We start from the raw sequence: 13,845 nt of genomic DNA on the forward strand, positions 1-13,845 counted from the left end.
ACAAAAACGCGCGACATTCGTCACGCGTTTTTTGTTTTTGTAAATTTATGAATTGCTTTCCACGCTTCTTCTTTTCCAAGTCCTGTTTCAGAAGAGAATAGAACAATTTCATCGCCAATTTCAACAGCAAGCGTTTCTTTTACAACTTTTAAATGCTTTTGCCATTTCCCTTTTGGAATTTTATCGGCTTTCGTCGCAATAATAATTGTTGGGATTTCATAATGCTTTAAGAAATCATACATCATCACGTCATCACTTGTTGGTTGGTGACGTAAATCAACTACTAATACAGCTGCGTCTAATTGCTCACGCGTTGTAAAGTACGTTTCAATCATTTTCCCCCATGCAGCGCGCTCGGATTTAGATACTTTCGCATATCCATAACCTGGAACGTCAACAAAGTGCATCATCTCATTGATTAAGAAAAAGTTCAGCGTTTGCGTTTTTCCTGGTTTAGAAGAAATACGCACTAACTTTTTACGATTTAAAATTTTATTTATAAAGGAAGACTTCCCCACATTTGAACGACCTGCTAATGCAATTTCTGGTAAATCACTGTCTGGATATTGTTCTGGTTTAACAGCACTAATTACAATATCTGCTTTTGTTACTTTCATTGTTTCACTCCTACTAATGCGTGCTCCAATACTTCATCTAAATGAGATGCAAGCACAAACGTAAGGTTTTCTTTTACGCTCTCTGGAATATCATCTAAATCTTTCTCGTTTTCTGCTGGCAAAATAATTTTTGTTAAGCCTGCGCGGTGAGCACTTAATGTTTTTTCTTTTAAACCACCAATTGGTAATACACGACCACGAAGTGTAATTTCACCTGTCATACCCACTTCTTTACTTACAGGAATACCTGTTAGCGCAGAAATAAGTGCCGTTGCCATCGTAATACCTGCTGACGGTCCGTCTTTTGGAACTGCTCCTTCTGGAACGTGAATATGAATATCATTTTTCTCATGGAAATTCGGATCGATTTGAAGCTCTTCTGCACGAGAACGTATATAACTAAACGCAGCTTGTGCTGATTCTTTCATAACATCCCCAAGTTTCCCTGTTAAAATTAGTTTCCCTTTTCCTGGCGCTACAGAAACTTCAATGGCAAGTGTATCGCCGCCTGCTGCTGTGTAAGCTAGACCTGTTGCCATACCAACTTGGTCTGTTTTTTCAGCTTGCCCATAACGGAATATGTGTTTACCAAGTAAATCAACAATCTTTTTCTCTGTCACAACGATACGTTTACGTTCTGCTGTAACGATAATCTTCGCTACTTTACGGCAAACTTTTGCAATTTGGCGCTCTAGCGTACGAACACCAGCCTCACGTGTATAATAACGAATAATCTCAAGCAGCGCTTCATCACGCACTTGTAAATTACCTTTTCGTAAGCCATGTTCTTTTAATTGTTTCGGCAACAAATGCTCACGAGCAATGTGTACTTTTTCAAGTTCTGTATAGCCAGCAATCGAAATGATTTCCATACGGTCAAGTAATGGACCTGGAATACTTGAAAGTGTATTAGCAGTTGCTACAAACATAACTTTTGATAGATCATATGGTTCTTCAATGTAATGATCACTGAAGTTATGGTTTTGTTCTGGATCTAATACTTCAAGTAATGCCGCTGATGGATCTCCACGAAAATCGTTAGACATTTTATCAATCTCATCTAATAAGAAGACTGGATTAACTGTTTTCGCCTTTTTCATACCTTGAATAATGCGTCCTGGCATTGCTCCAACATATGTACGACGGTGACCACGAATTTCAGATTCATCACGCACACCACCAAGAGATACACGGACGAAGTTACGATTCAATGATGTTGCAATTGAACGCGCTAGCGAAGTTTTGCCGACCCCAGGAGGGCCTACTAAACAAAGGATAGGTCCTTTTAATGAATTCGTTAACTTCTGTACAGCTAAATATTCAAGTACACGCTCTTTCACTTTTTCAAGACCGTAATGATCGTTATTTAAAATCTCTTCCGAATGAGCAAGGTCAATTATATCTTCTGTTGCCTCTGTCCACGGAAGCGCTAATAACCAATCAATATAATTGCGAATAACACCACTCTCCGCAGAACTTGCTGGTAACTTTTCATAACGATCTAATTCTTTCAGGGCAGCCTTCATTGTTTCTTCCGGCATTCCTGACTGTTCAATTTTCTCACGAAGTTCTTCTACTTCTCCGCCCTTGCCTTCTTTGTCGCCAAGTTCAGTTTGAATCGCCTTCATTTGCTCACGTAAGAAATATTCTTTTTGCGTGCGCTCCATGGAACGTTTCACTTTTTGCCCAATTTTCTTTTCTAGACTAAGTAACTCTTGTTCATCTTGAATAATTGAAATAAGTGTTTGTAATCGTTCTTTTACAGATACAATCTCTAAAATCTCTTGTTTCTGCTTCGTTTTAATCGGCAAGTGAGAAGCAATTAAATCAGCTAATCTCCCTGGTTCTTCCACATCAGCTACCGTTGCAAAAGTTTCATTTGAAACTTTTTTCGAAACTTTAATATATTGTTCGAAATGCTCCAGTAACGTACGCATAAAAGCTTTCTCTTCTAAATCATCTTCTACTTCTTCAGTTACCGTTTTAATAGACACTTGTACTACATTTTCTTCTTCGATAAACTCTATTACTTCTGCTCTATGTAAACCTTCCACAAGGACACGAAGCGTACCGTTCGGCAATTTTAACATTTGCTTCACTTTCGCCACTGTACCTACACTATATATGTCATCTTCTTTCGGATCATCGATATTCATTTCTTTTTGCATTGCTAAAAAGATGATATTTTCATCCATTGCCGCCTGCTCTAGTGCTTGTATCGATTTATCACGTCCTACATCAAGATGCAAAACCATCGTTGGATATACGAGAACGCCTCTTAATGGTAGGAGGGGCACGATTCTTTCGTTCGTATTCATACTAGACATAGCACCTCCATAATAAATTAAACTCCTGTTCAACTATTTTATATTACAATACACCTAGATGCAATTGCTGAGATTCCGCGCAATTGTAAATAGCTTGTTTTTCTACCTCACGAAAAGAAAAAGACTCCGATTAAGCATACAAACTTAAACGAAGTCTGGCAAATTTTATTATTGTTTATTTTTACATAGATTGTGCATCTGTTTCGTCTACGTGAGTATGTACATCTAGCTCTCTATGCATATTTTCTTGCATAAACGTTAACTCAAATACTTCTTTTAACTTACGAACAGGAATAATTTCAATTCCCTTAATCGTATACAAAAATGGTTGCATATTTTCAGCAGGAATAATGACTTTCTTAGCTCCCGCTTTTTTCGCAGCTTTTATTTTTGCGTACACGCCACCAATAGGTTTTACTTCTCCGTGTATACTTATTTCCCCTGTCATCGCTACTTCATTATTTACATACGTGCGGTGCACCGCAGAATATACACCTGTTGCCATAGCGATTCCCGCAGAAGGTCCATCAATTGGGATACCACCTGGAAAATTAATATGTATATCATATCCTTCTGGCAACACATCTAAAGAACGAAGTACTGTTAATACATTATCAACAGAGCCTTTCGCCATACTTTTACGACGAATCGATTTCGTTTGACTACCAATACTTTCTTCTTCCACAATTCCCGTAACATTTACCGATCCTTTATCTTTCGCCGGAATTGCTGTTACTTCAATTTCTAATAACGCACCTGTATTGGGTCCGTATACAGCAAGACCATTTACAAGACCAATCCTTGGAATCGGATAAATGCGCTTTTCATATTTCGGTGTAAGCTGACTTGAGTGAACAACCCACTCTATATCTTCATCCTTAATGAAAGAACGTTCTTCATTTATCGCCATACCCGTAGAGATTTGCACGAGATTAATCGCTTCTCGTCCATTCCTTGCATACATCCCAATCATTTCAATACCATTTTCACCTATTTGCATTTCCACTTTTTCCGCGGCATTTTTCGCTACTTTTTGAATTTCTTCCGTATCTAATTCACGGAAAAATACTTCTAAGCAACGTGACCGAATAGCAGGAGGAATTTCCTCTGGCGAACGTGTCGTTGCTCCAACTAAGCGAAAATCTGCCGGTAAGCCTTTTTGGAAAATATCATGTATATATGTTGGGATCATTGTATTTTCTTCACTATAGTACGCACTTTCTAAAAATACTTTTCGATCTTCTAACACCTTTAACATTTTGTTCATTTGAATCGGATGGAGCTCGCCAATCTCATCAATAAACAAAATACCACCATGTGCATCTGTTACAGCACCTTTTTTCGGTTGCGGAATACCTGCTTGCCCCATCGCCCCAGCACCTTGATAAATCGGATCATGCACCGAACCAATTAAAGGGTCTGCGATACCACGTTCATCAAACCGAGCTGTTGTCGCATCAAGTTCAATAAATGTTGCATTCGTACGAAATGGAGATTTAGGATTTCGTTTCGCTTCTTCTAATACAAGACGTGCTGCCGCTGTTTTCCCAACACCTGGTGGGCCATATATGATTACATGTTGCGGATTCGGACCACAAAGAGCCGCTTTTAACGACTTAATCCCGTCCTCTTGCCCTACAATATCTAAAAAGGTTGTAGGACGCACCTTTTCTGCTAGCGGCTCTGTTAAAGAAATCTCACGCATTTTACGAAGTTGTTCTAATTCTTTTTTCGATTCTCGATCAATTGAAACTTTTTGTGTTCGTTGATTTCGAAGTAAATGCCAGAAATACAATCCGACAATTACACCAAAAACAAGTTGAACAACTAAAAATATATTTGTCCAGCTCATTATTTATTTCCTCCCGCAATATTTTATCTCTTAGTATTTCCGCGGAGGAACGTAGCTAAACATAAAGAAAAACAGCAATTATAAAAATTGCTGTTTCCCTTTCGCATTCGCATTATGCAGATGTTTTTGTATCAAGTACAGTACCGTCTTGTAACACCAATTTTGGCGGCTCATTATCAGCTACTGTTTCTTTTGTAAGAATACACTTCTCGATATCTTTACGAGATGGAAGTTCGAACATTACATCAAGCATTAAGCCTTCAATAATAGAACGAAGTCCACGAGCACCCGTTTTACGTTCAATTGCTTTTTTCGCAATTTCGATTAGTGCACCTTCTTCAAACTCTAACTCAACATCGTCAAGCTCCAATAGTTTTTGGAATTGCTTAACAAGTGCATTTTTCGGTTTCGTTAAAATATCAACAAGAGCATCTTCATCAAGTGGCTCTAGGTTCGCAATAACTGGAAGACGACCGATAAACTCTGGAATTAAACCAAATCTTAAAAGATCCTCTGGTAATACGTGAGATAAAACATGCTTCTCATTTACATCAGCATTTTTCTTCTCAGAACCAAATCCAATTACTTTTTCACCAAGGCGACGTTTAATAATCGGCTCAATGCCATCAAACGCTCCACCACAAATGAATAAGATGTTCGTTGTATCAATTTGAATAAACTCTTGGTGCGGATGCTTACGACCACCTTGAGGTGGAACGCTTGCTACAGTACCTTCTAAAATTTTCAGAAGTGCCTGTTGCACACCTTCACCAGATACATCACGTGTAATTGATGGATTTTCGGACTTACGTGCCACTTTATCAATCTCATCAATATAAATGATTCCTTTTTCCGCTTTCTCTACATCATAATCAGCTGCTTGAATTAATTTTAGTAAGATATTTTCTACATCTTCACCAACATATCCAGCTTCTGTTAAAGATGTTGCGTCCGCGATTGCAAATGGAACATTTAGAATACGCGCTAACGTTTGTGCAAGTAATGTTTTACCACTACCTGTTGGCCCGATAAGTGCGATATTACTCTTCGCTAATTCTACATCATCAATTTTGCTGTTAGAATTAATGCGTTTGTAATGGTTATATACCGCTACCGCTAGTGCTTTTTTCGCGCTATCTTGCCCGATGACATACTCATCTAAGATTTCACGAATTTCTACCGGTTTCGGTACATCTTTGAATTCTACTTCTTCGTCCTTCGCAAGCTCCTCTTGTACAATTTCAGTACAAAGTTCGATACACTCGTCACAAATGTAAACACCTGGACCTGCCACTAACTTTCGAACTTGCGTTTGTGTTTTACCACAGAAAGAACATTTTAATTGCCCTTTTTCATCATTAAATTTAAACATATTTTCACACCCCTTACAAAGTGCTAACCTCTTGCCTTCGTATGTACACGATAAATGTATCGTATGTAAATACATATTATGTCACTACGTGGCGAGAAATACAAATAATATGACTAGTTATGTACAAATAAAAAATTTTTAAAACTTTTGAAATATGTATATTCGACTTGTAAAGGAACTTTTCCTTCTCCATCGAAAAGTTTTATAAATATATTTCTATATTTATAAAACAAGGCACGATTTTAATCGTGCCTTGTTATTTTATTATGCAGCGTTTTCTACTAAGAAGTCTACAGCTTTACGCACTTTAAGATCTTCAGCTAAAGCGTCTACGCTTCCAAGAGCTTGCTTGATAGCGTCTACTGGCATACCGTACATTTCAGCCATTTTTTCAACTTCTGCAGTTACTTCTTCTTCAGTAACTTCGATGTTTTCAGCTTCAATGATAGCTTCAAGAACAAGATTGATTCTTACACGTTTTTGTGCATCTTCTTTCATTTGCTCTTTTAATTTGTCAGCGTCAGTACCTGTGAATTGGTAGTAAAGCTCAAGGTTCATACCTTGTTGGCTTAAACGTTGCTCGAATTCACGAACCATACGATCTAACTCAGTGTTGATCATAGCTTCTGGAATTTCGATTTCAGCGTTAGCAGCAGCTAATTCTACTACTTCGTCACGTACTTTGTGCTCAGCTTCGTGCTTTTTGCCTTCTTCTAAGTTTGTGCGAAGTTTTGCTTTTAATTCATCAAGAGTTGCAACCGCTTCGTCTGCTTCTTTAGCGAACTCGTCGTTTAACTCAGGAAGTTCTTTTGTTTTGATTTCATGAATTGTTACTTTGAATGTTGCTGGTTTGCCAGCTAATTCAGCAGCATGGTACTCTTCTGGGAATGATACTTCAACGTCTTTAGACTCACCAGATTTAAGACCGATTACTTGCTCTTCGAAACCTGGGATGAATGTACCAGAACCGATTGCTAGAGAGTAGTTTTCGCCTTTTCCGCCTTCAAATGCTTCGCCATCAACGAAACCTTCGAAGTCGATTACAGCTGTATCACCGTTTTCAACAGTTCCTTCTTCTTTAACAACTAGTTCAGCTTGACGCTCTTGTAAAGATTTTAATTCGTTCTCTACATCTTCATCAGTTACAGTTGTTTCAACTTTTTCTACTGCTAAACCTTTGTACTCACCTAATTTAACTTCAGGTTTCACTGTAACTTTTGCAGTGAAGATAAGGTTAGCATTTTTTTCGAACTTCTCGATGTCGATTTCAGGATGATCAACTGGGAAGATACCAGCTTCTTCAATCGCTTCACCGTATGCTTTTGGTAAAATGATATCTAAAGCATCTTGGTATAAAGATTCAATACCAAAGCGTTGTTCGAATAATGGACGAGGCATTTTTCCTTTACGGAAACCTGGTACGTTAATTGTTTTTACTACTTTTTTGAACGCAGCGTCGATAGAGTTGTTTACTTCTTTAGCATCAACTTCGATTGTTAAAACGCCAACGTTACCTTCTAATTTTTCCCATTTTGTAGACATTTATTCTTTCCCTCCAACTATAATAATGTATGCACATACCTCTATAGATTAAGATCTTCATTATCTCTTTTTTGAAATAACAAATACACAAATAATCCTCTAGCAAAAGCTTTCAGATATAATGTTCCAATCTACTAATTGCCCAGAAGACAACTACGGTATATTTTGTTCGAGAATAATATGAAACATATTAAGTAAGAGAATTACACTTCTCTTCTCTTACAAACAGGCAGTTTTCTGCCTTTTGCAACCCTTATATTATAACATAGAATATGCTCGTTTCAAGAACTGAACGATTCTTTTTCATAATTATACGGGCAAATATCCTTCTCTTTCAACACGTAATAACCATTGATAGGCAATATGAAACTCTTCCAATTCGATATTGTATGCTGCCATAAGCTCTTCTTCATCAATAGCCAATCCGAAACGCTTTCTTCCAATTCTCTCTAAAACAGCTGACCAAATCTCTTCTTTATCCATTAATAGAGCGAATGGGAAAATGCTAATTTGCAATTCTTTCCAATATGTAACCATCGCTTCAAATATATCGGGATAATTTTGCTCTAATCGACTTGATAATTTATGTATAATGTTATTGGATTGCTCCTCATTATGACCTGTAAATGCTGGAATTACCTTAATCGTATTCCCAAACTTTTCTACCTCTATTTCCTCTTCTACCTGACTTTCTATCATTTTATACAAAATAGAAGTTTTCAAATAGGGGTGTTGCTCTTCGTCTATTAAAAATTTCTTTAAAACAGGTAATGCAAGATCTAAGTCTTTTAACGAAAGTCGCTGAATCGCTCTTAGCTTCTGTCCAAAGTTTTCTCCAAAAATTTCATTAGTAAACTCATCCAACTCAAAATTTGAATCCACTAGCGATGCGTCTCCCTCATTTAGCATACCTTCTGCAAATAAAGCAAGCTGCGCTAATTTTTCCTTTTGATCAGGCATTATATCTTTCGTTTGTAAAACCTTTTCAACAGTTTCAATAACACCTTCATAATCATTTGTTTGAACTAAAATAGTCACGTACGTTTCAAGAATATCACCAAATAAGACAACTCCTGTTTTAAGCAACTGTTCACATTTGTCTTTCGCTTCTTCCATACGTTTTAATTCGAGTAAACAAATAACTGAAGCTAATTCCGTTTGTTCCGTTTCCGCATTATACTGACGTAATATTTCAAAGCAGCGCAATGCATCTTCGAACTTCCGCTCTTTCAGCGCTAAAAAACCTTCATCAATATAGCGCTCTGATAGCTGCGGAAACAATACGACCGTATTTTCTTTTTTATCCATACGTCCGCCTCTTTTTCTTGATTTTAATTATGTTCAAAGTAAATATATCAAATGCGTAATGAGAACACAACATCCCAAAACTATTTGTTTGAAATATGAAAATATTTAATTTTTACATTCCAATACAAATAAATCTCTACTAAAAATTAAAATTGTACAAGTAAAAATCCCCAGCAACAAACGCAGAGGATTCATCATTAATGGAAAGCTTTTATAATTGTGGGGTATATTACAAGGGTAATAATTTGGAGAACAATAATTGCCATAACAATCATGCTAAAATAGAAGATTGGTTTACTTCGCTTCATTAAAAACATAATAATAAGCATCGTACAAGCAAACAAACTTAAGAAGAACAAACTTGTTGTCGAACTAAGTATACCACTTGGGACAAAGAACAATAACACTACACTACAAGTACCTATAATTCCAAATAACCATTCCATTCATTCACTCATTCCCTTTCCCTCTCATGGCTGTTTTCTCTAAGCAATCAAATGTTTCACAACATCAACTACATACGTTAATTTCTCATACGCTACAAATCCAAAAGCAACCGTCAAGCCCGTTACAACTAATCCTTTCATCATTTCTGCCTCCTCGTTTTATCGTTGTTATCTTCATTATAAAAGATTAGCAATTTCTTACCATCGAACTACCTTACAGTTACCTTACAGAATTGTAAGATTTCAAAAAGAGATTGAAAAACACCTCATATCGCTTGAGGTGCTTTCACGGAATTTATTTATAATCACTTGCAAAATTAACTTTTTCTCTTTGTTATTTTTCGGAGAATCCACTCTTAAACTAATAGATTTACTAAAAATTTTTGGATTGAAATAATAACAAAAATCTGTTTGAGGACAGTATACACAATACACATCTATCTCTTCTTTATTCACTTCTTTTGTAGTGACTCCGCTTGTCGTAGAATAACTAGATCGGAATCTAACTTCTAGTATCCCTCTTGCATTCAATTCTCTATATTTCACTTGTACCCTTTTAAATCTCCCGTCTTTATACACTACAAGATCAAACGGCGAATGCTCTGTTTGTGGCATTAAAATCATGTATCCTTTTTCATACAAATCAACTTGTGCCTTTAAAACAGCTAAATCTCCTTTTGTTTTTGTATGATGGTACACTTCTTCTCAGCACCTTTTTACATATTTTATAATAATATTCGTTCCTTTTCTTAACTTACCTCCCAATATTTTCTCATTAAAAGAACACCCTTTGTTAAAATCATGTTAATATATTTTTGTGCAATTAAGAATTTTTTTGCAAGGGGGATTATATATGTTCAAAAAAGTAGCTGCCGATGTTTTAGGATTAAGCGATGTAGGTTCTGTCATTACACCGAAAGATTACGATAAAGTCGATGCTGATGATTACGTAATGCATGAAGATGGAGAGAAAATTTACTTTCTAATTAAATCGAAATCAGATGAATATTGCTTCACAAACAAAGGATTACTCCATCTAGATGGTACAAGTGCGACAAGTAAAAAACGTACACTACGCCGCTTTAGTTATAGCAAATATCAAATTAAAAACGTAGCACTTGAAACTGCCGGAACGATTGATTTAGATGTAGAAATTAAGTTTCAAATGGGCGATGAGCATTACTCAATTGATGTTCATAAAAAACATATTGAAGAATTAAAAGATTTATATAAGGCTTTACTTAAAATCGAAGAAATTTCATACGACAACGATATTACATTACAATATGCACACAAAAGTTTAGATATGGCATCTAATGCTTTCAGCCGTATTTCAAACGCACAAGTAAACTTAGCAGAGCAATTTAAAGAGATGAACGAGATCGCCTTTAACTGGCTTGTTGATACGAAGAAACAATATAATGTGAAAGATTATGGTTTTGTCTTTGACAAGTTTATTAACAACTAATTTAAAACAAACAAAAAACCTTGTTATCAGAAGATAACAAGGTTTTCTTAGCGTCCCAGGAGAGATTCGAACTCCCGCTCCGCCCATTTCCTTACTACTTTATATATTTTGATCGCAGTCTTAATATATCTTCTCCTTCGCGAATGCCTGCCGATCCTTTCCTCACATTTTTTACGACAGTCCAATTCGGGTTAGTTTCATCACCGATGTTCTGTACTGTAAAATTGCCATCACCATATTTCCGGTGACCTTCTGCCAATTTCTCCGTTAAATCATTCTCATTTGATCTCGCCATCTTTGCGCCATCTCCCTTTTTTATACGACCTTCTTAAACCATCTAACCAATCACAGGTCCAGTCAATTGGAGATTCTCGTTTTCCGCTTCTATTAATTGTAACACACTAACAGGAATAAGTTTCGATAACGGTTGCTCAATCGTACTAGAGCGGTAAAAAGTTTTATAATATTGTAAGTGAACAGTTAGGAGAATCTGGATATGGATTTGAGTTCCACCATAAACCTATTGATTCTTTAAATTAAATAAGAGGAATAGGGCGCAACAGTTATAGGCAAAGGGCAACCACCTTTTGTAGGTGGTACGGAAATACCTCCAACTAAAGTTGAAATTAGAAGAAAACAATAGATAAGAGGTGTACTTATGTCTTTATACGAATTAGAAAAAGTTGATTTTATGGGCTACAATAAAGAAGAAAAAATAGCCTATTTAGTCATCGCTGATGAATTAGACTGGTCTGATGAGGAAAAACATATTGAATTACTGCAAGAAAAAATCAATTTGTATTTGGGCTTTATAGAAAGTGACGAGGTTTACGAAAGGTATCCTGAAGTAAAAGGGTATCGTTTTGTTATTAAGATATTGGGGAAATATCTTTTTACTGAATGGGGCAAAGAATTTTTAGAAAAGGTTGATGAGGTTCTCGTTGAAGCTGGATATGGTTTTCAATACGTGCATAAACCATTTGATGAGCCTGAACAAACAAATAATATAACTGACTAGCAAAGAGCTTTTTTAAGCGCTCTTTTTAATGCACTTTAATCTGTTGCATATACTCATTATCATATATCCCGTTATAATATTTTTAAACCTCTTGCACATACATCAATTTGTAGACAAACAAAAAACCTTGTTATCAAAAGATAACAAGGTTTTTTTAGCGTCCCAGGAGAGATTCGAACTCCCGACCCGTCTTTAACCTAAATATATAAACACTAGTATAATCCGTTTGTTGAATCGTTCATTGTTTCGGTCAACTGACCATTTGTTAAAATTCTACCTTATTATATACCTTATCGTCAAGATGATGCTTTTTCAATTAATTGACCTATTCCCTACCCCATATAATCAATTTCTAATTGAATTATAGTACAGTTTCTCGAAGCAATCTTTTTCATAAGCAGTCAAAAAAATTATAAAACACATGCTTTTTCCTGTTATAATGTCTCTATTTCTAAATCTACTTCTAATTCTAGAGCTTCGTTACATGCCTTAAATAACATTTCAAACATGTCTTTACCACCACTTGTGTAAAAGTAATTAGATAAGTCTGTTATATCTGTTGAAATATTATCTCCCCATGGTGGTTGCTTAGATAAATCTTCAATATCCCATACTACTTCTGATGGTGAGAATAATTTCAATTTTTCACGAGCTTCTTTCGCTTCCTCAATCGCCTTTGGGATATTTTTGAGTGTTAACCTTCCATTATATAGTTCTTTCATTAAGTGTGGATATCTTGTTCCCCAACCTTCTTTTTCTAAATGAAAACTAATAGTTGAGAAAAATGAATGTACAAAATCCGATGTACCTAATCTATACCATAGAAAGTCTGCTTTAAATCCCGTTGCCATATTCAATCACCTTATTTCAGTTTAAGATGCTAACAGTAAAAGTTAAGATGTTTTATCTGCTAAACTTTTTCGTATTACAATATCTATTTCTACTTCTTGTGCATCATCAAATGCGTGAAATAGCAGGTCGAAATAGGTAACTCCTCTAGATGTGACATAATATGTAGTTAAATCTGTCACTTGTGGTGGAAGTTGTTGTCCATCCCAAGGAGGTCTCTTTTCTAAATCTTCAATATCCCAAACCACTTCATCGGGTTTCTTTTTTTGTAATACATTTTGAATCTCTTTTAAATTTTCTCTTGCTTCTTTTACATCTTCCCAACTTAATTTTTTAAAGTACAAATCTTTCATAAGTAAAGGATATTTTGTTCCCCAACCTTCAGGTTCTGTATGGTAAGACATCGTTGAAAAAAAGCTGTGTAATAAATCAGGATGACCTACTTCATAAAAAATAACATCTACCCCAAATCCTGCATTTGACATATTATCACTCCAATATACTAATTTTTAATGTGTTTATGCCCCTATTTTTTACAAATAAGAAACAGGAACAAGTTTAAACTCCCTTTTTATAAAACAAAACATCTCAAAGGAAGCCCTGAGATGTTTTTGCGGAATTTTATTTACCTAAATTTGAAACTGTCACATCAATTTTGTTTCTTTTAGCGACTTTTAAAGCATTGCTTAGTAAGTCTAAGAAAGTTTTACCTGTTGGGGTAGCATGATAATTTTCCAAGCTAGTTATTCTAGTAGGAATCTTATTTCCCCAAGGTGGCTGTTTTTCTACATCCTCAATGTCCCAAATGACTTTTGATGGAGGTAATTTACTTAAAATCCCTCGTATTTCTTCTACATTTTGAAGTCCTTCTTCTGTATCTTCCCAACTCAACTTGTCAAAATACAAATTTTTCATTAACAGTGGGTACTTAGTTCCCCAACCTTCAGGTTCTGTATGATATGAAATTGTTGAGAAGAAGCTATGTAAAAAGTCAGGATGACCTACTTCATAAAAAAATATATCTACTTTAAATCCTACTGCCATTA

General features: G+C 35.8%; 13 protein-coding genes and 2 pseudogenes. 3 read left to right on the top strand and 12 right to left on the bottom strand.

What is annotated here, in order from left to right:
* Positions 1 to 20: 20 nt before the first annotated feature.
* From ysxC to NST86_RS22690, 8 genes and pseudogenes are all read right to left on the bottom strand, one after another.
* Positions 21 to 617: a ribosome biogenesis GTP-binding protein YsxC gene (gene ysxC, locus NST86_RS22655; protein WP_000869116.1), complete on the bottom strand. Its 597-nt coding sequence runs from the start codon at positions 615 to 617 to the stop codon at positions 21 to 23.
* Positions 614 to 2,944 carry an endopeptidase La gene (lon, locus tag NST86_RS22660; RefSeq protein ID WP_000097285.1) on the bottom strand — a complete coding sequence of 777 codons (2,331 nt, stop codon included), beginning with the start codon at positions 2,942 to 2,944 and terminating at the stop codon, positions 614 to 616. Before lon ends, ysxC begins: the two co-directional genes overlap by 4 nt.
* 181 nt (positions 2,945 to 3,125) lie before the next feature.
* The gene (gene lonB, locus NST86_RS22665; RefSeq protein ID WP_061664903.1) at positions 3,126 to 4,796 is read right to left on the bottom strand and encodes an ATP-dependent protease LonB; all 1,671 of its coding nucleotides are present in this window, start codon (positions 4,794 to 4,796) and stop codon (positions 3,126 to 3,128) included.
* A 112-nt stretch (positions 4,797 to 4,908) separates the two neighbouring features.
* On the bottom strand, positions 4,909 to 6,168 hold the full coding sequence (gene clpX / locus NST86_RS22670) for an ATP-dependent protease ATP-binding subunit ClpX (protein WP_000472289.1): 1,260 nt from the start codon (positions 6,166 to 6,168) through the stop codon (positions 4,909 to 4,911).
* A gap of 264 nt (positions 6,169 to 6,432) precedes the next feature.
* Positions 6,433 to 7,710 carry a trigger factor gene (gene tig / locus NST86_RS22675; protein WP_000105215.1) on the bottom strand — a complete coding sequence of 426 codons (1,278 nt, stop codon included), beginning with the start codon at positions 7,708 to 7,710 and terminating at the stop codon, positions 6,433 to 6,435.
* A gap of 309 nt (positions 7,711 to 8,019) precedes the next feature.
* The gene (locus tag NST86_RS22680; protein WP_000358274.1) at positions 8,020 to 9,018 is read right to left on the bottom strand and encodes a hypothetical protein; all 999 of its coding nucleotides are present in this window, start codon (positions 9,016 to 9,018) and stop codon (positions 8,020 to 8,022) included.
* 197 nt (positions 9,019 to 9,215) lie between these two features.
* Positions 9,216 to 9,464 (bottom strand): hypothetical protein, encoded by a 249-nt coding sequence (locus NST86_RS22685; RefSeq protein ID WP_001983650.1) that lies wholly within the window; start codon positions 9,462 to 9,464, stop codon positions 9,216 to 9,218.
* A 295-nt stretch (positions 9,465 to 9,759) separates the two neighbouring features.
* A pseudogene (locus NST86_RS22690) lies at positions 9,760 to 10,163 on the bottom strand (group I intron-associated PD-(D/E)XK endonuclease).
* Positions 10,164 to 10,317: 154 nt separating this feature from the next.
* Between NST86_RS22690 and NST86_RS22695 the strand changes: the two are divergent.
* Positions 10,318 to 10,932: a PH domain-containing protein gene (locus NST86_RS22695; protein ID WP_000475205.1), complete on the top strand. Its 615-nt coding sequence runs from the start codon at positions 10,318 to 10,320 to the stop codon at positions 10,930 to 10,932.
* Between the two features lie 94 nt (positions 10,933 to 11,026).
* Here the strand turns inward: NST86_RS22695 and NST86_RS22700 are convergent, their stop codons facing one another.
* Positions 11,027 to 11,227, bottom strand: a complete 201-nt coding sequence (locus NST86_RS22700; protein WP_000124460.1) for a hypothetical protein — start codon at positions 11,225 to 11,227, stop codon at positions 11,027 to 11,029.
* 152 nt (positions 11,228 to 11,379) lie between these two features.
* Here NST86_RS22700 and NST86_RS34910 point away from each other — a divergent pair.
* Positions 11,380 to 11,472: pseudogene (locus tag NST86_RS34910) on the top strand (DUF6572 domain-containing protein); the annotation flags it as partial.
* Positions 11,473 to 11,590: 118 nt separating this feature from the next.
* Positions 11,591 to 11,950, top strand: coding sequence for a DUF6572 domain-containing protein (locus tag NST86_RS22705; RefSeq protein ID WP_000061064.1), 360 nt, complete (start codon positions 11,591 to 11,593; stop codon positions 11,948 to 11,950).
* Between the two features lie 434 nt (positions 11,951 to 12,384).
* On the opposite strand, the gene NST86_RS22710 is transcribed toward NST86_RS22705, so the two are convergent.
* The 3 genes from NST86_RS22710 to NST86_RS22720 form a co-directional block, all read right to left on the bottom strand.
* Positions 12,385 to 12,801, bottom strand: coding sequence for an immunity 70 family protein (locus NST86_RS22710; protein WP_016118675.1), 417 nt, complete (start codon positions 12,799 to 12,801; stop codon positions 12,385 to 12,387).
* A gap of 42 nt (positions 12,802 to 12,843) precedes the next feature.
* Entirely contained in the window at positions 12,844 to 13,284 is a 441-nt protein-coding gene (locus NST86_RS22715; RefSeq protein ID WP_016118676.1) for an Imm70 family immunity protein, read from the bottom strand.
* Positions 13,285 to 13,420: 136 nt separating this feature from the next.
* A complete protein-coding gene (locus NST86_RS22720) occupies positions 13,421 to 13,843 on the bottom strand; it encodes an immunity 70 family protein (protein ID WP_016118677.1) in 423 nt (140 codons plus the stop codon).
* Positions 13,844 to 13,845: the final 2 nt, after the last annotated feature.

The organism is Bacillus sp. FSL L8-0199 (assembly GCF_038005705.1).
GTDB lineage: Bacteria > Bacillota > Bacilli > Bacillales > Bacillaceae_G > Bacillus_A > Bacillus_A cereus.

What these genes read in the sequence shown, in the direction of transcription:
- ysxC (WP_000869116.1), bottom strand. Translation starts at nt 617, where the DNA reads ATGAAAGTAACAAAAGCAGATATTGTAATTAGTGCTGTTAAACCAGAA.
- lon (WP_000097285.1), bottom strand. Translation starts at nt 2,944, where the DNA reads ATGTCTAGTATGAATACGAACGAAAGAATCGTGCCCCTCCTACCATTA.
- lonB (WP_061664903.1), bottom strand. Translation starts at nt 4,796, where the DNA reads ATGAGCTGGACAAATATATTTTTAGTTGTTCAACTTGTTTTTGGTGTA.
- clpX (WP_000472289.1), bottom strand. Translation starts at nt 6,168, where the DNA reads ATGTTTAAATTTAATGATGAAAAAGGGCAATTAAAATGTTCTTTCTGT.
- tig (WP_000105215.1), bottom strand. Translation starts at nt 7,710, where the DNA reads ATGTCTACAAAATGGGAAAAATTAGAAGGTAACGTTGGCGTTTTAACA.
- NST86_RS22680 (WP_000358274.1), bottom strand. Translation starts at nt 9,018, where the DNA reads ATGGATAAAAAAGAAAATACGGTCGTATTGTTTCCGCAGCTATCAGAG.
- NST86_RS22685 (WP_001983650.1), bottom strand. Translation starts at nt 9,464, where the DNA reads ATGGAATGGTTATTTGGAATTATAGGTACTTGTAGTGTAGTGTTATTG.
- NST86_RS22695 (WP_000475205.1), top strand. Translation starts at nt 10,318, where the DNA reads ATGTTCAAAAAAGTAGCTGCCGATGTTTTAGGATTAAGCGATGTAGGT.
- NST86_RS22700 (WP_000124460.1), bottom strand. Translation starts at nt 11,227, where the DNA reads ATGGCGAGATCAAATGAGAATGATTTAACGGAGAAATTGGCAGAAGGT.
- NST86_RS22705 (WP_000061064.1), top strand. Translation starts at nt 11,591, where the DNA reads ATGTCTTTATACGAATTAGAAAAAGTTGATTTTATGGGCTACAATAAA.
- NST86_RS22710 (WP_016118675.1), bottom strand. Translation starts at nt 12,801, where the DNA reads ATGGCAACGGGATTTAAAGCAGACTTTCTATGGTATAGATTAGGTACA.
- NST86_RS22715 (WP_016118676.1), bottom strand. Translation starts at nt 13,284, where the DNA reads ATGTCAAATGCAGGATTTGGGGTAGATGTTATTTTTTATGAAGTAGGT.
- NST86_RS22720 (WP_016118677.1), bottom strand. Translation starts at nt 13,843, where the DNA reads ATGGCAGTAGGATTTAAAGTAGATATATTTTTTTATGAAGTAGGTCAT.